Source organism: Nocardioides sp. S5 (assembly GCF_017310035.1).
GTDB lineage: Bacteria > Actinomycetota > Actinomycetes > Propionibacteriales > Nocardioidaceae > Nocardioides.
On record NZ_CP022296.1, the window covers coordinates 3729426 to 3749009 of the forward strand.

Genomic DNA, 19584 nt, shown 5'->3' on the forward strand with positions numbered 1-19584 from the left:
CTCAGAGCGCGGCGAGCACCTCTCGAGGCGGCGGGTTCGTGTGCGGCGCGCCGGCGATGACGACGGTCGGCACGACCTCGTCGCCGCCGTTCACGCTCCTGACGTAGGCCGAGGCCTCGTCGTCGGCCCACACGTCGACCCACACCACGTCGCGCACCCTGCGACCCAGGGCGAGCTGGAGCCGCTTGCAGAACGGGCAGCCCTTGCGCCAGTAGACGACGACGCGGCCCTCGTCGGCCGCGCGGGCGCCCTCGGCGGCGGACACGGAGGCGGGCTTGCGGGCGAACACCCGACCAGTATGCGCCGTGCTTGGATCGACCCATGGCCTCCCGACTGACCGAGATCTCCCTCGACTGCCACGACCCCGACCGGCTCGCCGACTTCTGGACCGCGGCCCTCGACTGGGTGGTGCTCGACCGGGAGCCCGGGCTGGTGGAGATCGGTCCGGCGCGCGCGAGCGACCAGGCCCTGCTCGACGCCGTACGCACCGGGCCGGTGCCGCCGACGATGTTCCTGGCCGCGGTCGCCGAGGACAAGGTGGCGAAGAACCGGATGCACCTCGACCTCTCCCCCGTCGACCGCTCGCGCGACGAGGAGGTCGAGCGGCTGCTGGCGCTGGGCGCCACCCACGCCGACGTCGGGCAGACGGGCGAGGAGTCGTGGGTGGTGCTGGCCGACCCGGAGGGCAACGAGTTCTGCGTGCTGCGCAGCCTGGCGCCGGGGCACTTCGCCCTGTGAGCCCGCTCGACGTGCCGCTGCCCATCGCGACCGAGCGGCTGCTCCTGCGAGCGCACGGTCCGGACGACCTCGATGACCTCCTGGCCTTCCACAGCGATCCGGACGTGGTCCGATTCGTCCCCTGGCCGGTGCGCGACCGCGTGGCCACCGGCGAGACGCTGGCGGTCAAGCTCGACCAGGCCGAGCTGCGCGAGCCCGGGCAGTGGCTGGTGCTGGCCGTCGAGCAGCGCGAGACCGGCCGCGTCATCGGCGAGGTGCTGCTGAAGTGGGCCTCCGAGCGCCAGGGCGAGCTGGGCTTCGCCTTCGCCCACGACGTCCACGGGCAGGGGTACGCCGCCGAGGCCGCGACCGCGGTGCTCGACCTCGCCTTCGACGGGCTGGGGTTCCACCGCGTCAGCGCCGTCGTCATCGAGGGCAACGACGCGTCCGCCCGTCTGCTCGGTCGCCTCGGGTTCCGCCAGGAGGCGCGCCACGTCGACGGCGCGCACTTCAAGGGCGTCTGGGCCACCCAGCTGGTGTTCGCCCTCCTGGAGGACGACTGGCGCGAGCCCTCAGCCGTCGGCTGACATGAACTCCCGCAGCACCCGCGCGAAGCGGTCGGGGTCGTCGAGGTGCGGGAAGTGCCCGGCCCCCTCGAACAGCTCGACCCGGCAGCCCGGCACGGCCCGCTGCGCGCTGAGCGCGTGCCAGGCGGGGATCATCCGGTCCTTCGACCCCCACACGATCAGCGTCGGCGGCGGGGTCACCGCGCCGAGGTGGTCGTGGGCGCTGATGCTCTGCCCACCGAAGTCGATCACCGCGCGGGTGGTGGCCAGGAAGGCGCGGCGGCTCTGGCGGTCGCCGAGGGAGGTGAAGCCGCGCCAGATCGCGCCGATGTCGGCGCCCGGCTTCCAGCCGACCTTCTGCGCGCTGCGGCCCACCGCCTCCACCTTGTCGAGCACCGGCGCCGACGCGATCACGCTCAGCACCTGCTCGGCGCCGGGGAGGGTCGCCGAGCGCAGCACGAGGTTGACCTCGCGCCCGAGGCCGCCGCTCGAGACGAGCACCAGGCGGTCCACCCGCTCGGGGAAGAGGTAGTAGAACTGCATCGCGATCCCGCCGCCGAGCGAGTGCCCGACGAGGGTGACGCGGTCGATGCCGAGGTGGTCGAGCAGGTCGCGCAGCGTGGCGGCGTGCGAGCTCAGCGAGTAGTCGCCGGTCGGCTTCGCCGAGGCGCCGTGGCCGAAGAGGTCCGGCACCACCACGCGGTGGTCCTCGTCGACCTCGTCGACCAGGTGGGCCCACTGCCGCTGCGAGCCGAGGATGCCGTGGATGAAGAGGACAGCGGGACCCTCGCCGCTGTCGACGTACGAGAGCTCGTGGCCGTGGAGCACGACCGTGTCCGGCGCCAGTCGGGTCATCGTGGGGTCCTTGCGGTCGTGGGTGGTTACTCCACGGTAGCGGGGAACCGTCGGGTCGTGGACCTCCGACCTGGGCAACCCGAGCGTTCCCCAGACCTGTCACCGGGGCTGGCCCCGTCCTCCCGCGTCCCTCACACGTTGAAGCGGAACGAAAACCGGGGGTTTCGGGTGTTGACGGTCACCGCTGGTTGAGACCGGAGAAGGCGGTCTGACCTGCGGAAACGCGTTTGCGAGACCGTTGGACGTCGTCGGTGAGAATCGGTCTCCGCCGGACTTCTTGCGGACTATTTGCGGACCGCTGGACGACCCGAGACCCTCCGGATCTGGTCGAAAGTCGGCGGCCGTGGCGGTTCATTCGTGGCGGAGCGACGCCTCCCAATCCTGGCCGCCGTGGAACACACCGAGGACGTTCACCACGAGCCCACCGGAGGACTCGTCGACTTCGTAGGCCATCAGCGTGCGCTGCTTGAAGGTGGTCGTCCGCATGCCCGGTCTGACGTCGTCGCGCGCTCGGCCAGCGCGAGGGAAGACGAGGATGCCGTCGATGTAATCGAGGATCGCCGAGACGAAGCGCTCTGCCACGTCCGGCGACGCCTTCTCGGTGATCCATGCGTCGAGAGCGTGCAGCTGCTGCTGGGCCTGAGGGGTGTAGTTGATCCGGCCCGTCATAGACGGGCGGCCCACTTGGCCGCGAAGCTGGCACGGACGGTCTCAGCAGGGATCGCTTTGGATGGGTCCGCCTTAAGCCCGTCGTAGGCGGCGGCGGCCTCGGAGTGCAGCCACGAATCCGAGCCAAGGTCGAACGCCTCCTGCGGGTCGACTGATTCGAGCAATCGGAGAGCGACGTGCTTGCGCACGTCAGGAGGCAGGGACATCCCGGCCTCGTAGAACTCCGATTCGCTCAGCGCCATGACGTCAGATTACTCCGAGCGCCGAGGTCAGCCCCAGAAGATCGGGACGCCGCTGCTGCTGATGTGGTCCAGTAGGGCCTCGACCTCCGGTGAAACGGTCGGTACTGGTCGGTCGTCGTCGGTCACCACCGGATGGCGGCGCCCCCCACTCTCGGCGTTTGCGCAGGTCAGCGGCTCGTTCGCCCAGTGGGCGCATCAAGCGATAGACGCAAAGCCGACGTGATTAGGTCGTCGGTTCGATTCCGACAGGCGGCTCTGGCGAACAGCCCCTGACCTGCGGAAACGCAGGGCAGGGGCGGTTCGGTTCTGGTGGTCGCGCGATGCGCTGGCCTCACGGCTCTGCCCGACACCGACGTCGCTCTCCTCTGCGACGGACCCCTCGCCGGCTGAGCGCTCGCGGCCGGCATCCTGTCCGTGTGCCGATAGGCCTCGCTCCGCTCGGCAACGCGGCGTGGCGTTGTGTCGCGACCTGGACGTGCGAGGTGTCAACGGTGCGTCGGCGCAGCGATCGTTGTGTGCGCAGCGAGATGTTCCATGCCGCACGGGCGACGCGCACGAACGCAACGCCCCGGAACGCCAACGCCCCGTCATCGCTGCGACGCGCAACGCGTCTCCCGTCACGGCAACGGATCGCAACCAAGACCCGCCCACGGCGCCTAGCGGGACGGAGGGCAAGTTGACACAGTTGCGCTGCCATGGAACCGCGCTGGCTCTCTCGATGACCACCGGTGAACCAGTGCCGCTCCAGGCTTGCGCCTGGTGTTGCCTGGCCCCCCTCGTGATCGGCCCGTCGGGGATCGTCAACGTGGTGCGGGTGTCAAGGCGGTCGGGTCCGACGGCTCGGCGGGGCGCGATCGTCTCGTGCGTTGGCGGACTACGGGAGCTTGGACGCGAGGACGTCGGCCGCCAGGATCTCGGGTGCTGCGCCGAGGAGGTGCTGGTTGGCCATCAGGGCTGCGACGATGGCGCCGTTGGCGTGGGCGTCGCGAGCGGCCTCGTCGGGGAATGCATCGAAGATCCAAAAGGTGTCGGCGTGGGTTCTAGCCGCGAACCAGACAATCGTTCCCACTTCTTCGTTGGCGAGTGCGACAGCGCCGGCGAGCAGATCGGCGAGCGCGTCGTGCTGTCCATCGGCCGCGACGATCTTGGCGACGAAGGCATACGGAAGTGATGCGGGTGTGGACATGAGGGGTTCTCCTTGAAGTCGGGGTTCTTCGTGGGGCGAGTTCAGCGTATGACGAGCGAGGGCCGATGGGGAGTGGCGTATACGACAGTATTGCTATTGTTCGCGCCATGCGTATCGGACTGATCGCGATCGACGGCTGCTTCGGTTCGGCTGTCGCGTCGGTCATCGACATCGTGCGGGTGGCCGACGGAGCCCGCGGCGATATCGACCCGCGGATCGACCCGATCGAACTCGCCATCCTCGGACCGAAACGGCGAGTGACCACGACGGCATCGATGACCCTGTCGGTTGACCACCCGCTGTCGGCGTCCGGAGAGTTCGACGTGGTCGTCGTCCCTGCGCTTGGAACCCTCACGGCCGCCGCTACCAACGACGCCCTCCAGAGCCGAGATGCTCGTTCGGTCATCGCCTCGCTCGGGCGCCTCGACGACGCGACCACCCGGATCGCCGCGGCGTGCACCGGCGTGTTCGCCGTCGCCGAGACCGGACGGATGCATCATCGGCGGGCGACGACCAGCTGGTTCCTGGGACCGGAGTTCCTGAAGCGCTATCCGACCGTCGCCCTCGATCTCGACACCATGGTCGTCGTGGACGGGAACCTCGTCACCGCCGGCGCCGCGTTCGCCCACATCGACCTCGCGCTCTCACTCGTGCGATCGATCAGCCCCGACCTGGCCCAACATGTCGCCAAGCTCCTCCTCATCGACGAGCGTCCGTCGCAGGCGGCCTTCGTCGCCTACGAACATCTCCGGCACGATGACCCGATCGTCGTCGAGTTCGAACGCTTCGTGCGCGCCCGCCTGGACGAACCGTTCAACGTCGCCTTCGTCGCGCAGTCGCTCGGCACCAGCCGGCGCACCCTCGAACGACGAGTCCGTGCGGCGCTCAACCTCACTCCGCTCGGCTTCGTCCAACGGCTTCGCATCGAACGAGCTCGGCACCTCTCAGCAACCACGGACCTCACCTCCGCCGAGATCGCGCTACGGGTCGGCTACGCGAACGCCGAGACTCTGCGCTCCCTCCTGCGCAGGGAGCGACGCCGTTCCTGACCTATCGCCATGCCTGTAGCCGGTGTCCTAGCGCCCGGTTGGAACCACCTCTCAGCACGTCGCGTCGACGCTCCTGCGTCGCCCCTGGACGGCCCACTCGACACGCCCGCAGCACCCCTCATCGCGGCCGGGTGCGACGTGGTCACCGTCCAACGTTCGCTCGGCCACGCGAAGGCAACCACGACGCTGAACACCTACGCACACCTCTGGCCGACTGCCGAGGACCGTACGAGGAAGGCGGCAGAGTCGATCATGGCCGCGTCGCTCGGCGAGCCAACCGCGGACCCGGTCAGGTTGGTGACGAGTCCGGCCGAGTGAGCCGTGGCCCCTGATCGCAGACGCACGTCGCCCGCGCGTGAGCCGGTGTCACGTCACAGCGCCGCCTGTCGGGGACGCTCGCAGCTTCTGGACCTGCCGGCATGAGTGCGCGACGGTCGGCCAATCTCCTCGAGGACTCGGTCTTTCGCGACTGGACCATTCTTACCTCTCCAGGTTTCACCACGAGCGAGTCGGCGAGTGGTGACGTCGCCGCTACACCAGGCGGCTAGGCGGCTAGGGCGATAGACGTGCACGAGAGCCTCGGTCTTTCCCTTACCCCCGAGCATCATGGGTTCCACGCTCGGTCCGATCAGAGCGCGGCGTACACCGCCTCCTCAAAGTCTCCGTAGAGCTTCCAGGCCTCGTGACGCGTGATGAAGGGCAGCGAGTTGGTGTAGATCGAGGCGCAGATACCGGTCGTGCGGTCGATGAAGAAGTGGGTGTTGAAGAGCCCTGCCCACGACCCGGTGCCGGCGCGGCGGCGGCCAGGGATGTCGTGGCTGTTGAGCAGGAGTCCGTAGCCCCATTTGTGGCCGGGTCCGGCATACATCGTGTCGGTGATCGGCGGGTCGGCAGTCGGGATCTCGGCGGGGAAGTCGAGGTCGCCGATTTGGTTGGTGAAGGCGGCGTCGACCGTGGCTTCGTCCAGGATGCGCATGCCGTTGAGCTCGCCACCTCGCAGGAGCGCCTGCTCGAAGCGGATGTAGTCGCGGGGGGTGGAGAAGAGGCCGTGGCCGCCCGCCCACCAGTCGGGTTCGGGGTTGAGGATGTTGCCAGCAGACGCCCATGTGCCGTCCTCGCCCTTCACGTGGACGGTGACGGCGTTGTCCATCTGCGTCTGGTCCGGGTGAAATGTGGTGCTGCTCATGCCGAGCGGGCCAGCGATGCCCTCGTCAATGACTGCGTCCAGCTTCTTGCCGGCGACGGCCTCCACGACGCGGCCGAGCCAGTCGGTGTTGATGCCGTACACGTACTTCTCCCCGGGGTGCGCCGTCATGGGCGCACCGAAGGCGGCCATCGACCCGGGTACGACGTTCGGGACGCCAGTCGCCGCTTCGTACTTCACGAGCTGGTCGTTCCAGAACCAGTACCCCAGGCCAGAGGTGTGCGTCACGAGGTGGTGAACCGTGGCCTTCGTGCGCGGCTCGACCAGGATGGGCTCGTCCCCGTCGAACCCCTCGAGCACCTTGACGTCGGCGAAGTCCGGGACGTACTCCTCCACCGGAGCGTCGAAGTCGAGCTCGCCACGTTCCTTCTGCTGCAGCGCAGCGACGGTGCAGACCATCTTGGTCATCGACATGATGCGGAAGTGGGTGGAGGTGCCGACCGGGTCATCAGACTCTCCCGCTATGCGGATCCCGGCGCCGCCCTCGTAAAGGACGCCGTCGCGGTCGGCGACGATCGCTGCGACGTGCGGCACTGCGCCGTCCGACACGGCGTCGGCGAGCACGCGGTCGATCCCGGATCCGTCGATGTGTGTGGCCATGGCTGCTCCTCAGAATGCGGGGACGGTTTCTCCGTCCGGCTGCCGACCACCGTCTTCCAACCGGTGGCGAGTGGGAACCGACAAGACGTCTGGGTCGGAGGAGTGACGACCGCCACATGGCGGTGGCAGGCTGGCGAGCCAGCCGATCTACTGAGACGCCCAAACTGCGATTCGCTGATTGCACAAGATGCGGAGAGACCTGTGACAGCCGAGGTGCAGCCCGTCGCGCGCCCGCCGTTCGACGCCGAGCTGCGGGCCGGCCTGACGGTGGTCGGCGGCATGTTCCCGCCGACGATCACGCCCGACCTCATTGATTTCATGCGTACGTCCTACGCGGCGCCGCCGATCGATGACCTCCTCCTTGCCAAGGGCATCGTCTGCACCGACGACGTGGTCGTCGCTCCGGACGGGCATGAGGTCGCCGTGTCGGTGCTGCGTCCCAAGGATGCGCCTGGTGAGCGCCCGGGCGTGGTGTATGCGCACTCGGGCGGGCTGATGTTCGGCGACCGCTTCAGCGGGATCGACCTGGTCCTCGACTGGGTGTCCGACTTCGGCGCGGTCCTCGTGACAGTGGAGTATCGCTTGGCACCCGAGCACCGGCACCCGTACCCCTTCGACGACATGTACACCGCGCTCGAGGCCGCTGCCTCGCGTGCAGGGGATTGGGGCCTGCGGCGTGACCGCCTCGTGGTCGCAGGAGCGAGCGCCGGAGGTGGGCTCGCAGCAGGCCTTGCGCTCGCAGCCCGCGACCGGGACGGACCGGCGCTACGGGGTCAGGTACTCGACTACCCGATGCTCGACGACCGCGGCACCACGGCCTCGACCCACCAGTTCGACGGCATCGGCGTGTGGGACCGCGTCAGCAACGAGACCGGCTGGACCGCTCTGCTCGGCGACGCCCGCGGCACCGAGGCGGTGTCAGAATACGCCGCCCCCGCCCGCGCAAGGGACCTCTCGGGCCTGCCTCCGGCGTTCATCGACGTGGGTGCCGCCGAGATCTTCCGCGACGAGGCGATCGCCTACGCAGACGGGATCTGGCGTGCGGGCGGTGACGCGGAGCTGCACGTGTGGTCGGGGGCCTTCCACGCATGCGACATCTTTGCCGCCCATACCTCCGTCGGCCGCGCCATGATCCGGGCTAGGAACGACTGGGTCGAGCGGATCATCGCCGACTGAGAACCGGACTACGCTCGCTCGCAGAAGGAGGTCGTCGTGCAGGAGCTGCTCGGCCGCATTGCCCGGCTCGACCCGAGCGCGAGCCTCGGGCTGCGCGTCATCGCCTGCTTCGACGAGCTCATGGTCGGCAACGTCAACACGCGCGCGCTGCTTGCCGCTGCCGCATCGCTCTCTGGCTGCGTCGCTGGCTTCCACTCCGAGACGCCGGCCCGGACCGTGCGCATCGATCACCGCGGCCATCACGCGGACGGCGTACGACCGGAGGTGGACCCGGCCTTCCAGCAGGATGTGAGCGACGGACTGACAGTGTGGTTGGAGCGGAACGGGGCGCGGCAGCCCAACGACGCCATCGTGCTGGAGCGACTCGCCCTGGCGGTTCGCATGCGGCACGGCCGCGGGCGTGAGAGCGACCACCGCCGCGACCTGAGCCTGCTGCTCGATCCCGACGTGGACGTTCAGGCCCGCTGCGTCTCGGCGATCACCCTCGGACTGCGTCCGGGGACGCGCTACCGAGTGGTCTGTGCGCCGCTCTTCGCCGTGTGGCCCGAGCACCCGCAGGGCCCCGAGGACGTCGTTGCAACGCGTTTCGGTGCAATCCACGCGCTGGTCCTACCGGCCAGTGCACACGAGGTGAGCGCTGTACCCAGCGGGGTCGGGGTGGCCACCGAGGTGGAGGACCTTCACCACTCCTTCCGCACAGCTCTCGTCGCGCTGCGGCTGTGCGATCCGCCGGCGGTCGGGTCGGTCCTGGCCGACGACTTCGGCGGACTGATCGGGCTGCTCGCCGACGCGCCGGACGGCTCCTTCCAGCCCGACGTCGCGCTGGTCGACGCGGTGATGGCCTATGCGTGGGGCGCGGAGACCTTGGCTTCGGTCGTCCGGTCGCACTCGTTGCGGCAGGCAGCTCGCGAAGCCGGCGTGCACCACAGCACGATGCAGTCGCGCCTCGAGACCGTGAACGCGACCCTCGGGTTCGACCCATTCGAGGGCTACGGGCGCACACGCCTTGGAACGGCGTACCTCGTCTGGCGCCTGCGCCACTCGCGCGTCTTGGACCTACCCGCGCCCACCGCCACACCTGAGGGTTCTGACGGTCGGTTCGGCTAGATCCGCGATCACACCGGTATCTGAACGCCCCCGGCTATTGCGTCTTTCCGCCGCGATCGGACCGGTCCCGAGTGAATGTCAGCGGCGGTGGGGCCTGGTTGTCACAGGGCCCGGGGCGCTATCCATAGTGGTAGCGACACGCGGCTATGCGCACTTCCTGATCCGCGATCTTGTACACCAGACGGTGTTCATCGGTTATGCGTCGCGACCAGTAGCCGGCGAAATCGTGCTTGAGCGGCTCCGGCTTGCCGATGCCCTGGTTGCCGTTGCGCTGGATGTCTGCGAGGAGGGTGTTGATCCGTTTGAGGACCTTGCGATCCTGTGCCTGCCACCACAGGTAGTCCTGCCGGGCGTTCTCGTCCCAGACGAGCAGCACGTCAGTCGGTCTCGAGCAGGTCGTGAGCTTCGCCGTGACCGGCTTCCAACCTCTCCATCGCATCCAGGAGTCGTCGAGCATTCGCAGGTGAGCGCATCAGGTAGGCAGTTTCGCGCAGGGACTCGTAGTCCTCGAGCGAGACGATGACAACGGGCTCGTGACCGGCGCGGGTGATGACGACCTCTTCACGGTCGTCGGTGACGCTGTCGAGTACCTCGGCGTAGCGGGCTCGGGACTCGGTGTAGCTCATCGTCTTCATGGTCCACCTTTCTGTACAGAAAAGTGTACGTCCGTGTTGGCGTAGCGGCAAGCCGATTGGTCAGCCCTGCTCGACCGCGGCGCCGAATCCGTCGCCAGAGAGGCACCTCGCGGGTGGGTCACTGGCAGCACCCGGGGTCCGGATCGGCCCTCCGAGCGGCCAGCTCGAGCCCATCACGCCAGGATTGTTGCGGACTCTGTGCGGACTGGAAGCGGTCACACCCCGCCCGACCTGCAGTTTTGCGTCGATTCAGACGTTGAAGCGGAACTCCACCACGTCGCCGTCGGCCATGACGTAGTCCTTGCCCTCCATGCGCACCTTGCCGGCCTCCTTGGCCTTGAGCATGGAGCCGGCAGCCATCAGGTCGTCGAAGGAGACGACCTCGGCCTTGATGAAGCCCTTCTGGAAGTCGGTGTGGATGACACCGGCGGCCTCCGGGGCGGTGGCGCCCTTCCTGATCGTCCAGGCCCGCGTCTCCTTGGGGCCGGCGGTCAGGTAGGTCTGGAGGCCGAGGGTGTCGAAGCCGACGCGGGCGAGCTGGTCGAGGCCGGACTCGGTGATGCCCATCTCCGCGAGCATCTCGTGCGCCATCTCGTCGTCGTCCATCTCGGCGAGGTCGGCCTCGAACTTGGCGTCGAGGAAGATCGCCTCGGCCGGCGCGATGATCGCGCGCATCTTGTCCTTGAGGGCCTCGTCGGCGAGCTCGTCGGCGTCGCAGTTGAAGACGTAGATGAACGGCTTGGCCGTCAGCAGCGACAGCTCGCGCAGCAGGGAGCGGTCGATGTCGGTGGCGATGACCGGGGTGCCGGACTCCAGCGCGTCCTTGGCGGCCTTCGCGGCCTCGAGGTTCGCGACGAGGTCCTTGACCTTGCGCGACTCCTTCTCCAGGCGGGCGATGGCCTTCTCGACGGTCTCGAGGTCGGCGAAGATCAGCTCGGTCTGGATGGTCGAGATGTCGTTGGCGGGGTTGACCTCGCCGTCGACGTGGGTGACGTCCTCGTCGCGGAAGACGCGCGTGACCTGGCAGATCGCGGCGGACTCGCGGATGTGGGCGAGGAACTTGTTGCCCAGGCCCTCGCCCTGCGAGGCGCCGCGGACGATGCCCGCGATGTCGACGAACTCGACGGTGGCCGGCAGCTGCTTGGCCGACTCGAACACCTCCGCAAGCTGCGGCAGCCGCTCGTCGGGGACCCCCACGACGCCCACGTTGGGCTCGATCGTCGCGAACGGGTAGTTCGCCGCGAGGACGTCGTTCTTGGTCAGTGCGTTGAAGAGCGTCGACTTGCCCGCGTTGGGGAGACCGACGATGCCGATGGTGAGAGCCACGGGCGGGGAGTCTACGGGCGTGGCGCTCCCCCGGACGAAACGTGCCCCGGCGCCGCGGAGGGGCCGCCGGCGCAGTGACGGCCCTCCACGGCCACCTGCAAGACTCGCCCCATGAGTCACGTGGGGGGTACGCCGGTCCTGCGGGAGCCGGCGCACCAGGTCTCGCCGCAGGCGATCGGCTTCTGGACGGTGTCGGCGGTCATCGGCGACGGGCTGCTGGTCCTCGGCGCGCTCGTCGCCTGGCTGGTCGTCCCGGGCGCGCCGGGCTGGGTCGGGCTCGTGGTCCTCCTGCTCGCCGTCGTCGCGGTCGCCCACGTCGTGCTGATGCCGCGGATCCGCTTCCGCGTGCACCGCTGGGAAGTCACGGACACCGCCGTCCACACCCGCGAGGGCTGGATCGGCCGGCAGACCCGGATCGCACCGATCAGCCGGGTGCAGACCGTCGACTCGCGGCAGGGCGCGCTGCAACGGATGTTCGGCCTCGCGTCGATCACCGTCACAACTGCGTCGGCCGCGGGCCCCATCACCGTCGACTGCCTCGACGCCGACACCGCACGCCACGTCGTGGCGCGGCTGACGGCGATCACCGCCACGACCGAGGACGACGCGACGTGATCCCCGCCCCCGGCTCGCCGGGCGAAGGGTGGTCGAGGCTCAGCCCCCGCAAGCTCCTGCTCGACCCGGTCAAGGCGATCGGCCAGGCGATCGTGCCCGTGGTGGTCGCGCTGATCGGGATCAGCCAGAGCGACACCCGCTTCTGGCCGTTCGTCTTCCCCCTCGTGGTCATCGCGCCGCTCCTGTTCGGCGCCCTGCCCTGGCTCACCACGCACTACCGGCTCACCGACTCGCAGATCCAGGTGCGCAGCGGGGTGCTCAACAAGACGACGTCGACCGCGCCGCTCGACCGGGTGCGCAGCGTCGACCTCGAGGCCTCCCTGCTCCACCGCGTCCTGGGCCTGCAGAAGGTGCAGGTCGGCACCGGCGTCGATGACGACCGGATCACCCTCGATGCCCTGAGGCTCGCCGACGCCCAGGCACTGCGTACGACGCTCCTGCGCCGGCGCGAGGCCGAGCAGCAGGCCCCCGTCCCGGCAGCCGAGGACGGCACCGTCGCCCCCGCACCCGTGGCCCCGGTGCCGGCGCCCGCCCTGCTCGCGCGCATCGACTGGTCCTGGCTGCGCTTCGCGCCCTTCAGCCTCGCGCGCCTCGTCCTGCTCGCCGGAGCCGTCGGCGTGGTGGCGCAGTTCGGCGACGACCTGCCCATCTGGAACGAGGAGACCGCGACGTCGGCGTGGCAGTGGGTGACCCAGTTCGCTGTCGCGATGGTCGCCCTCGCGCTCGCCGTGGGCGGGCTCGTCCTGTGGCTCGTCGTGTCCGTGGCGGGCTACGTCGTGCAGTGGTGGGGCTTCCGCCTGGTGCGTGAGCACGGCTCGCTCCACCTGACCTCCGGGCTCTTCACGACCCGCTCGATCACCGTCGAGGAGGCCAAGGTGCGCGGTGTCGAGCTGGTCGACCCGCTCCTGATGCGCCTCGTGGGCGGAGCGGAGCTCTCCACCCTCGCCACGGGCGTGGAGGACGGCGTCACCCAGGTGCTGCCTCCGTGCCCGCGCGAGGTCGCGGTCGGCGTCGGCGAGTCGGTGCTCGACCAGCCGGGCCCGCTGACCGCGCCGCTCGTCGAGCACGGGCCCCGCGCCCACCGCCGGGCGTGGTTCCGCCAGCTCGTCAACGCCGTCGACGTCACGGTCGTGGTGGCGGTCGCCTGGTGGTTCCTCGACTTCTCGTGGCTGTGGGTGCTCGGCGTCGCCGTCACCGCGCTGCTCCTTGCCGCGGCGGCGGGCGAGGCGTCGTACCGCCACCTCGGACACGCCCTGCACGAGCGGCACCTCGTGGCGGGCAGCGGCACGCTGGCGCGGGTGCGCACCGTGCTCGAGACCGACGGCATCATCGGCTGGGTGGTCTCCCAGTCGTGGTGGCAGCGCCGGATCGGCCTGGCCGACCTGATCGCCACCACCGCTGCCGGCACCGAGCGGGTGCTCGTGCGGGACGTACGTCTCGACGTGGCCGTCGCGCTCGCCGACCGGGCGACGCCCGGGCTGCTCACCGACTTCCTCGAGCCCGTCTAGAGCTCGGGCCTGCCTAGAACCAGTCCTCGCGCATCTCCAGCGTCGTGGTGTCGCCGGAGGCGAGCAGGTCGAGCTGGGGCGCCACCTTCGGCAGCTCCCAGCGGAAGAAGTAGCGCGCGGCCGCCCGCTTGCCGTCGTAGAAGTCGCCGGTCCGCTCCCCCACGGCCACCAGCTGCTCGAGCCACATCCAGGCGATCACCACGTGACCGGCGGCCTCGAGGTAGACGGTGGCGTTGGCGAGCATCCGGTCCGGGTCGCCGAGGCCGGCCAGGCCCATGGTGACCTCGCCGAGGCGGTCGACCGCGGCCTTCAGCGCGTCGGCGTACGCCGCCGGCTCCCCGCCCAGGTCGCCCGCGCGGGCGACGGTCTGCTCGATCCGCCCGGCGAGGGCCATCAGCGCGACGCCTCCCCCGCCGAGGATCTTTCGACCCAGCAGGTCGAGCGCCTGGATGCCGTGGGTGCCCTCGTGGATCGGGTTGAGCCGCTGGTCGCGCCAGTGGGCCTCGAGGTCGTGGTCGCGGGTGTAGCCAGAGCCGCCGAGCACCTGGATCGCGAGGCTGCAGCTCTCCTGCCCCCACTGCGAGGGCCACGACTTGGCGATCGGCGTCAGCACGTCGAGCAGCTGACCCGTCGCGAGACGCTCGGCGTCGTCCTCGGCGCTCGCCTGCTCGTCGAGCAGGCGCGAGCAGTAGAGGTTCAGCGCCAGCGCGCCCTCGACGTAGGACTTCTGCGCCAGCAGCATCCGGCGCACGTCGGCGTGCTGGATGATCGGCACCTGCGGGCCTGCCGGGTCGGCGGCGGTCAGCGAGCGGCCCTGCGGCCGGGTGCGGGCGTAGTCCAGCGACTTCAGGTAGGCCGTGTAGGCCGTCGTGGTCGCCGACATGCCCACGCCGAGGCGAGCGGCGTTCATCATGTGGAACATGTAGGACAGGCCCTTGTGGGGCTCGCCGACGAGGTAGCCGACCGCGCCGGCGGCCCCGCCCGGCGAGAAGGCGCCGCTGCCGAAGACCGGCGCGGTGTTGACCGTGCCGCGGCTGCCGAGCTTGTGGTTGATGCCGGCGAGCACGACGTCGTTGCGCTCCCCGATCGAGCCGTCCTCGCCGACGAGGTGCTTGGGCACGATGAAGAGGGAGATGCCGCGCGACCCGGCTGGGGCGTCGGGCAGCTTGGCTAGCACCAGGTGGACGATGTTGTCGCCCATCTCGTGGTCGCCGCCGGAGATCCACATCTTGCTGCCGAAGATGCGGTGGGTGCCGTCGTCGGCGGGCACCGCGCGGGTGGTCACGTCGCCCAGGCTCGAGCCGGCGTGCGGCTCCGAGAGCGTCATGGTGCCGAAGAAGCGGCCCTCGAGCATCGGCTGGACGTAGCGCTCGACCTGCTCGGGCGTGCCGTGGGCCAGCAGCAGCCCGGCGTTGGCGACGGTGAGGAAGGAGTACGCCGCGGTGCCGATGTTGGCCGCGGTGAACCACGCCATGCAGGCCGAGGCCACCGCGTGCGGCAGCTGGAGCCCGCCGTGCTCCTCGTCGATGGTGAGCCCCATGAGGTCTGCCTGGGCGAACTTCTGCAGCGCGGACTCGATCTCGGGGATCAGCCGCACCTTCTCGCCGTCGAACACCGGCTCCTCGGTGTCGCTCTTGCGGTAGTGGGGGGCGAAGTGCTCGGTGGCGATCTCCTCGCACAGCCCGAGCAGGGCGTCGTACGACTCACGGTCGTGCTCGGCGAAGCGCGGGCGCGCGCTGAGGTCCTCGACGTGGAGCCACTCGAAGAGGAGGAACTCCAGGTCACGGGCGGAGAGGATGGTGGACACGCGACGACGCTACCGGCCGCGGTGGTGCGGACATGACGAACGCCCCCTCCGCTCGGGACGAAAGGGGCGTTCGCGACTACGGTCGAGCCTAGCCGATCAGGCGCCGTAGAGGGCGGCTGCGCCCTGACGGTCCGTCGCGGTCATGCTCAGGTTGTCCGACGTGCCGTTGCACTGGGGGTAGTGCATGATCGAGGAGGAGTCGTAAGGCGTCAGCGGGCGCCAGTTGTTGTCCTCGAAGCAGGTGCCGGACTCGGGACGGGTGTGCTCGTGGCGGAAGCCGAGCGTGTGGCCGAGCTCGTGGCCCATGATGTTCGCCGGGGTCCAGGAGCCCGAGGTCCAGATCGAGTCGTCGACCAGGACGTTGCGCGAGCGCTTGGGCGTGCTCGGGAAGAACGCGCGGGCGATGTACTGCGTGGTCTGCACGGGCTCGACGGAGAACAACACCGACTTGTTGCGCGTGGTGCAGCTCGCGTCCTGCGACGGCAGGTGGACGTAGTCGATGCGCGAGGAGGCGTCCTCCCACAGCTGGGCGCCGGCCGCCATCGCGTTGACGACGTCGGTGTAGCGCGAGCCGAACTTGGTGCTCACGCAGTAGGTCAGGTTGCCGACCTGCGAGGTCGACCACTTGTCGTCCACGCCGTAGACGGTGTTGACGACCAGGCCCTCCTCCATGGCCTCCTCCGAACCGTGGATCATGCGGTCGTAGTAGGCCTTCAGGTCACCGCTGTTGGAGATGGGCTCGTCGCCGTTGACGATGTACTGCTGGTCGGTGTCCTTGAACGTCGAGGACTGGAACTGCTGGAACGTCGGGATCTCCGGGTCCGTGCCCGCCACGGCCGAGGGGGCCAGGGCGGTGCCGAGGAGGGCCGTTGCACCGAGGGCGATCGCCCCGAGTCGAGTGCGCTGCATGGTGGTTGTTCTCCTAGATGGGGGGATGTGGACACACGCCATCTCGGAAAGGGTCGAGCAGGTGGGCACGAGTTCCCGAGACCAGTGCGTTGCGGATGAACCTCCCCCACGGGGGCCGCATCTGTAAAGGGTTTCCTGCACAAAGCCTCATCTGCCCCGTGATGTCCGGCGCGGGACCCCTTCCCTAGGGTGGAGCGGTGCGCATCGCCACCTGGAACGTCAACTCCCTCCGCTCCCGCATCGACCGCGTCGAGGCGTTCCTCCAGCGTCACGAGGTCGACGTCCTCGCCCTGCAGGAGACCAAGGCGCGCGAGGACCAGCTACCGCTGATGGGCCTCCAGGCCCTCGGCTACGAGGTCGCCGTGGCCGGGCTGAACCAGTGGAACGGCGTCGCGCTGCTCTCGCGGGTCGGGCTCGAGGACGTCGAGGTCGGCTTCGCCGACATGCCACCGTACGGCGACCCTGCCGCCGCAGAGGCGCGCGCGATCGGGGCCACCTGCGGCGGGGTGCGTGTGTGGTCGCTGTACGTCCCCAACGGGCGCAAGCCCGACGACCCGCACTACGCCTACAAGCTCGACTGGCTGGCCCGGTTGCGCGCGAGTGCCCGCGACTGGCTCGACGTGCCCACCGCGCTCGTCGGCGACTGGAACATCTGCCCGACCGACGACGACGTCTTCGACGTCCGCCAGTTCGCGAAGTCGACCCACGTGACCCCGCCCGAGCGCGCCGCCTTCCAGGGCTTCCTCGACGACGGGTGGGTGGAGACGACCCGCGCCCACGCGCCGGGCTACACCTACTGGGACTACTACCGCCAGCGCTTCGAGCGCGACCGCGGGCTGAAGATCGACTTCGTCCTCGGTTCGCCGGCACTGGCCTCGCGCGTCACCGGCGCGTTCATCGACCGCGACGAGCGCGACCCGGCCCAGGGCACGGGCTCGCCGTCGGACCACGCCCCGGTGGTCGTCGACCTCACATGACCGCGGCCGGGGGTCGCGCGGCCTCCGGCACCGGCGTGCGGCGGATGGCGTACGACATCACCGCGGCGAGCGCGCAGAGACCGGCGGCTGCGTAGAACGCCGGGTCGTAGCCGCCCGTGACGTCGCGGACGACTCCGGCTCCGGTCGCGGCGATCGCGGCGCCGACCTGGTGGCTGGCGAAGACCCAGCCGAAGACGATCGGCCCGGCGGACGCGCCGAACCACTCCCGGCACAGCGCCACGGTCGGCGGCACGGTCGCGACCCAGTCGAGGCCGTAGACGATGATGAAGACCCACATGGTGGGCTGCACGTGCGGCGACATCAGGGCCGGCAGCGTCATCAGGCCGACCCCGCGCAGGACGTAGTAGCCGACGAGCAGCAGTCGCGGGTCGATCTTGTCGGTGAGCCAGCCCGACGCGATCGTGCCCACGACGTCGAAGATCCCGACCACCGCCAGGAGCGACGCCGCGGTCGTGGCCGGCATGCCGTGGTCGTGCGCGGCAGGCACGAAGTGGGTGGCGATGAGGCCGTTGGTGGTCATCCCGCAGATCGCGAAGCCACCGGACAGCAGCCAGAACGTACGACTCCGCGCGACGTCGCGCAGCACGCCGAGCGCGCGTCCGGCGCTGGACCCTACCTGCTGGTGCGGCGGCGGGCCGCGGTCGGCGTCGGTGGCACCGTAGGCACGCAGGCCGAGGTCGGCCGGGTGGTTGCGCAGGAGCAGCAGCACCAGTGGGATCACTGCCAGCGCGGCGACGGCCGCGAGGAGCGCCGCCGTACGCCAGCCGTGCTCGGTCGCCAGCCAGGCCACGACCGGCAGGAAGACCAGCTGGCCGGTCGCGTTGCCGGCGGTCAGGATGCCGCTGACCAGTCCACGGCGAGCGACGAACCAGCGGCTGGTGATCGTGGCGACGAAGGCCATCGACATGGAGCCGGTGCCCAGCCCGACGAGCAGTCCCCAGCACAGGATCAGCTGCCAGGGCTCGGTCATGAACACGGTCAGGCCGCTTCCGAGCGCGACGAGGGTGAGCGCGACGGTGACGACCCGGCGTACGCCGAAGCGGTCCATGAGCGCGGCCGCGAACGGCGACATCAGGCCGAAGAGCATGAGGTTGAGCGAGACCGCCGAGCCGATCAGGCCGTGGGACCAGCCGAACTCCTCGTTCAGCGGCTCGATCAGCACCCCCGGGACCGAGCGGAAGGCCGCGGCACCGACGAGGGTGACGAAGGCGACGCCCGCCACCACCCACGCCCAGTGCACACGCTGGTCGGGGTCCGCGGGCCCCGGGGAGGCGGGCGTGGAGGCACTCGTGGTCGTCACGTCGATCAGTGTCGGCCACGACCACGCTCGGTCGCGAGTGCCCGAACTGCCACCCGGGGAACGGTTTCGGCCATCTGTCGTCGCGTGACGAGCCCGCCGCCCCGCAAGGAGCTGTCGGTGCCGTGTGGTGTGGTGTGGCGCATGCCGATCCCCGAGGAGACCACATGACCTGGCCGCGCCCGAGCGACCGCTCCGACCGGCTGTGGGAGGAGGCGCTCGAGCTCCCCCTGGGGCTGGGCACCAACACCTTCGGCAGGACGACCGACGCCGCCGCCTCCCATGCCGTCCTCGACAGCTTCGCGTCCGCGGGCGGCACGCTGGTGGACACTGCGGACACCTACTCCGACGGGGCCGCGGAGTCGATCCTCGGCACGTGGATGCGACAGCGGGGCAATCGCGACCAGATGGTCGTGGCGACCAAGGTCGGCAACCATTCGCGCTTCGACGGACTGTCCGCTCCCGTGGTGACGGCAGCGGTCGAGGAGTCGTTGCGCCGCCTCGACACCGACCACGTCGACCTCTGCTTCGCCCACTACCAGGACGACCGGACGCCCGTCGAGGAGAGCGCTGCGGCGTTCGACGCGCTGGTCCGCTCCGGCAAGGTCCGTGCCATCGGGTTGTCGAACTTCGACGTCGACACGGCCGCAGCCTGGGTCCAGGCGGCCTACGACGGCGGACTTGCGGCGCCCGTCGCTCTGCAGCCCCATTACAGCCTGGTGCACCGACAGCCGTTCGAGACCGGGCTGGCCACCGTCGCGGCCGCCTCCGACCTCGCTGTGCTTCCCTATCGTGCGCTCGGAGGCGGGTTCCTGTCCGGCAAGTACCGGACCCCCGCAGACACTGAGGGAAGGGCCCGCGGCGCCAACGTGGCACCACTCCTGACCGCGGACGGCCTGCGCCTGCTCGACGTCGTCGAGGCGGTCGCGCGTGACCACGGGGTCGCAGCGGCGAGCGTCGCGGTGGCCTGGCTCAGGCAGCAGCCCCACGTGGTCGCACCCCTGGCGTCGGCCACTGACGGAGACCAGCTGGACCAGCTGGTCGCCTCGAGCACGGTCGTGCTGAGCCCTGCCGAGCTCGCCCTCCTGGGCGCGGCGTCCGTCCCTCTCGGCTGACGC

Annotated in this window: 21 protein-coding genes; 9 read left to right on the top strand and 12 right to left on the bottom strand. The window is 69.9% G+C overall.

The genetic code is table 11. The annotated features are described in order from the left end of the window. Position 1 precedes the first annotated feature (1 nt). Complete coding sequence (locus tag CFI00_RS18435; RefSeq protein WP_207082448.1) at positions 2–289, bottom strand: glutaredoxin domain-containing protein; 288 nt, start codon at positions 287–289, stop codon at positions 2–4. Positions 290–321: 32 nt separating this feature from the next. Here CFI00_RS18435 and CFI00_RS18440 point away from each other — a divergent pair, with 32 nt between their 5' ends. Beyond that, on the top strand, positions 322–738 hold the full coding sequence (locus CFI00_RS18440; RefSeq protein WP_207082449.1) for a VOC family protein: 417 nt from the start codon (positions 322–324) through the stop codon (positions 736–738). Then, positions 735–1304 carry a GNAT family protein gene (locus tag CFI00_RS18445; protein ID WP_207082450.1) on the top strand — a complete coding sequence of 190 codons (570 nt, stop codon included), beginning with the start codon at positions 735–737 and terminating at the stop codon, positions 1302–1304. Before CFI00_RS18440 ends, CFI00_RS18445 begins: the two co-directional genes overlap by 4 nt. Here the strand turns inward: CFI00_RS18445 and CFI00_RS18450 are convergent. The 4 genes from CFI00_RS18450 to CFI00_RS18465 all read right to left on the bottom strand — a co-directional run bounded on the left by CFI00_RS18450 (position 1290) and on the right by CFI00_RS18465 (position 4235). Beyond that, a complete protein-coding gene (locus CFI00_RS18450) occupies positions 1290–2138 on the bottom strand; it encodes an alpha/beta fold hydrolase (protein ID WP_207082451.1) in 849 nt (282 codons plus the stop codon). The genes CFI00_RS18445 and CFI00_RS18450 overlap by 15 nt on opposite strands. A 351-nt stretch (positions 2139–2489) precedes the next feature. Next, complete coding sequence (locus CFI00_RS18455; protein WP_207082452.1) at positions 2490–2807, bottom strand: type II toxin-antitoxin system RelE/ParE family toxin; 318 nt, start codon at positions 2805–2807, stop codon at positions 2490–2492. After that, the gene (locus CFI00_RS18460) at positions 2804–3049 is read right to left on the bottom strand and encodes a hypothetical protein (protein ID WP_207082453.1); all 246 of its coding nucleotides are present in this window, start codon (positions 3047–3049) and stop codon (positions 2804–2806) included. The genes CFI00_RS18455 and CFI00_RS18460 overlap by 4 nt, the downstream gene beginning before the upstream one ends. An 874-nt stretch (positions 3050–3923) precedes the next feature. Further along, positions 3924–4235: an antibiotic biosynthesis monooxygenase gene (locus CFI00_RS18465; protein ID WP_006247389.1), complete on the bottom strand. Its 312-nt coding sequence runs from the start codon at positions 4233–4235 to the stop codon at positions 3924–3926. A 107-nt stretch (positions 4236–4342) separates the two neighbouring features. On the opposite strand from CFI00_RS18465, the gene CFI00_RS18470 reads away from it, so the two are divergent. After that, on the top strand, positions 4343–5284 hold the full coding sequence (locus CFI00_RS18470; RefSeq protein WP_207082454.1) for a helix-turn-helix domain-containing protein: 942 nt from the start codon (positions 4343–4345) through the stop codon (positions 5282–5284). Between the two features lie 628 nt (positions 5285–5912). On the opposite strand, the gene CFI00_RS18475 is transcribed toward CFI00_RS18470, so the two are convergent. Beyond that, entirely contained in the window at positions 5913–7088 is a 1176-nt protein-coding gene (locus CFI00_RS18475; protein ID WP_207082455.1) for a serine hydrolase domain-containing protein, read from the bottom strand. 201 nt (positions 7089–7289) lie between these two features. Between CFI00_RS18475 and CFI00_RS18480 the strand changes: the two genes are divergently transcribed. Both CFI00_RS18480 and CFI00_RS18485 read left to right on the top strand, forming a co-directional pair. Further along, entirely contained in the window at positions 7290–8264 is a 975-nt protein-coding gene (locus CFI00_RS18480) for an alpha/beta hydrolase (protein ID WP_207082456.1), read from the top strand. Between the two features lie 36 nt (positions 8265–8300). Next, on the top strand, positions 8301–9371 hold the full coding sequence (locus CFI00_RS18485; RefSeq protein WP_207082457.1) for a helix-turn-helix domain-containing protein: 1071 nt from the start codon (positions 8301–8303) through the stop codon (positions 9369–9371). Between the two features lie 118 nt (positions 9372–9489). Here CFI00_RS18485 and CFI00_RS18490 read toward each other — a convergent pair whose 3' ends face one another. The 3 genes from CFI00_RS18490 to ychF all read right to left on the bottom strand — a co-directional run bounded on the left by CFI00_RS18490 (position 9490) and on the right by ychF (position 11332). Next, a complete protein-coding gene (locus CFI00_RS18490; RefSeq protein ID WP_207082458.1) occupies positions 9490–9747 on the bottom strand; it encodes a Txe/YoeB family addiction module toxin in 258 nt (85 codons plus the stop codon). A gap of 1 nt (position 9748) precedes the next feature. Continuing rightward, complete coding sequence (locus CFI00_RS18495) at positions 9749–9997, bottom strand: type II toxin-antitoxin system prevent-host-death family antitoxin (protein ID WP_224274431.1); 249 nt, start codon at positions 9995–9997, stop codon at positions 9749–9751. 258 nt (positions 9998–10255) lie between these two features. Then, a complete protein-coding gene (gene ychF, locus CFI00_RS18500; RefSeq protein ID WP_207082459.1) occupies positions 10256–11332 on the bottom strand; it encodes a redox-regulated ATPase YchF in 1077 nt (358 codons plus the stop codon). 111 nt (positions 11333–11443) lie between these two features. Here ychF and CFI00_RS18505 point away from each other — a divergent pair, with 111 nt between their 5' ends. Together CFI00_RS18505 and CFI00_RS18510 are read left to right on the top strand one after the other, a co-directional pair. Next, positions 11444–11947, top strand: coding sequence for a PH domain-containing protein (locus CFI00_RS18505; RefSeq protein ID WP_207082460.1), 504 nt, complete (start codon positions 11444–11446; stop codon positions 11945–11947). Further along, complete coding sequence (locus tag CFI00_RS18510) at positions 11944–13455, top strand: PH domain-containing protein (protein WP_207082461.1); 1512 nt, start codon at positions 11944–11946, stop codon at positions 13453–13455. Before CFI00_RS18505 ends, CFI00_RS18510 begins: the two co-directional genes overlap by 4 nt. A gap of 13 nt (positions 13456–13468) precedes the next feature. On the opposite strand, the gene CFI00_RS18515 is transcribed toward CFI00_RS18510, so the two are convergent. Together CFI00_RS18515 and CFI00_RS18520 are read right to left on the bottom strand one after the other, a co-directional pair. Beyond that, positions 13469–15262, bottom strand: a complete 1794-nt coding sequence (locus CFI00_RS18515; RefSeq protein WP_207082462.1) for an acyl-CoA dehydrogenase — start codon at positions 15260–15262, stop codon at positions 13469–13471. A 96-nt stretch (positions 15263–15358) separates the two neighbouring features. Next, a complete protein-coding gene (locus CFI00_RS18520) occupies positions 15359–16171 on the bottom strand; it encodes a M57 family metalloprotease (RefSeq protein ID WP_207082463.1) in 813 nt (270 codons plus the stop codon). Positions 16172–16368: 197 nt separating this feature from the next. On the opposite strand from CFI00_RS18520, the gene CFI00_RS18525 reads away from it, so the two are divergent. After that, positions 16369–17148 (top strand): exodeoxyribonuclease III, encoded by a 780-nt coding sequence (locus CFI00_RS18525; RefSeq protein WP_207082464.1) that lies wholly within the window; start codon positions 16369–16371, stop codon positions 17146–17148. Here CFI00_RS18525 and CFI00_RS18530 read toward each other — a convergent pair. Further along, a complete protein-coding gene (locus CFI00_RS18530; protein WP_242532490.1) occupies positions 17141–18469 on the bottom strand; it encodes an MFS transporter in 1329 nt (442 codons plus the stop codon). The two genes, CFI00_RS18525 and CFI00_RS18530, sit on opposite strands and share 8 nt — an antisense overlap. A gap of 164 nt (positions 18470–18633) precedes the next feature. Here CFI00_RS18530 and CFI00_RS18535 point away from each other — a divergent pair, with 164 nt between their 5' ends. Next, positions 18634–19581 (top strand): aldo/keto reductase, encoded by a 948-nt coding sequence (locus tag CFI00_RS18535; protein WP_207082465.1) that lies wholly within the window; start codon positions 18634–18636, stop codon positions 19579–19581. The last annotated feature ends 3 nt before the right edge of the window (positions 19582–19584 follow it).

Excerpts from the sequence above, each read along its gene's own strand:
- CFI00_RS18535 (WP_207082465.1), top strand. The coding sequence starts at position 18,634 with ATGACCTGGCCGCGCCCGAGCGACCGCTCCGACCGGCTGTGGGAGGAG.
- CFI00_RS18495 (WP_224274431.1), bottom strand. The coding sequence starts at position 9,997 with ATGAGCTACACCGAGTCCCGAGCCCGCTACGCCGAGGTACTCGACAGC.
- CFI00_RS18440 (WP_207082449.1), top strand. The coding sequence starts at position 322 with ATGGCCTCCCGACTGACCGAGATCTCCCTCGACTGCCACGACCCCGAC.
- CFI00_RS18465 (WP_006247389.1), bottom strand. The coding sequence starts at position 4,235 with ATGTCCACACCCGCATCACTTCCGTATGCCTTCGTCGCCAAGATCGTC.
- CFI00_RS18520 (WP_207082463.1), bottom strand. The coding sequence starts at position 16,171 with ATGCAGCGCACTCGACTCGGGGCGATCGCCCTCGGTGCAACGGCCCTC.
- CFI00_RS18470 (WP_207082454.1), top strand. The coding sequence starts at position 4,343 with ATGCGTATCGGACTGATCGCGATCGACGGCTGCTTCGGTTCGGCTGTC.
- CFI00_RS18460 (WP_207082453.1), bottom strand. The coding sequence starts at position 3,049 with ATGGCGCTGAGCGAATCGGAGTTCTACGAGGCCGGGATGTCCCTGCCT.
- CFI00_RS18475 (WP_207082455.1), bottom strand. The coding sequence starts at position 7,088 with ATGGCCACACACATCGACGGATCCGGGATCGACCGCGTGCTCGCCGAC.
- CFI00_RS18505 (WP_207082460.1), top strand. The coding sequence starts at position 11,444 with ATGAGTCACGTGGGGGGTACGCCGGTCCTGCGGGAGCCGGCGCACCAG.
- CFI00_RS18455 (WP_207082452.1), bottom strand. The coding sequence starts at position 2,807 with ATGACGGGCCGGATCAACTACACCCCTCAGGCCCAGCAGCAGCTGCAC.
- CFI00_RS18450 (WP_207082451.1), bottom strand. The coding sequence starts at position 2,138 with ATGACCCGACTGGCGCCGGACACGGTCGTGCTCCACGGCCACGAGCTC.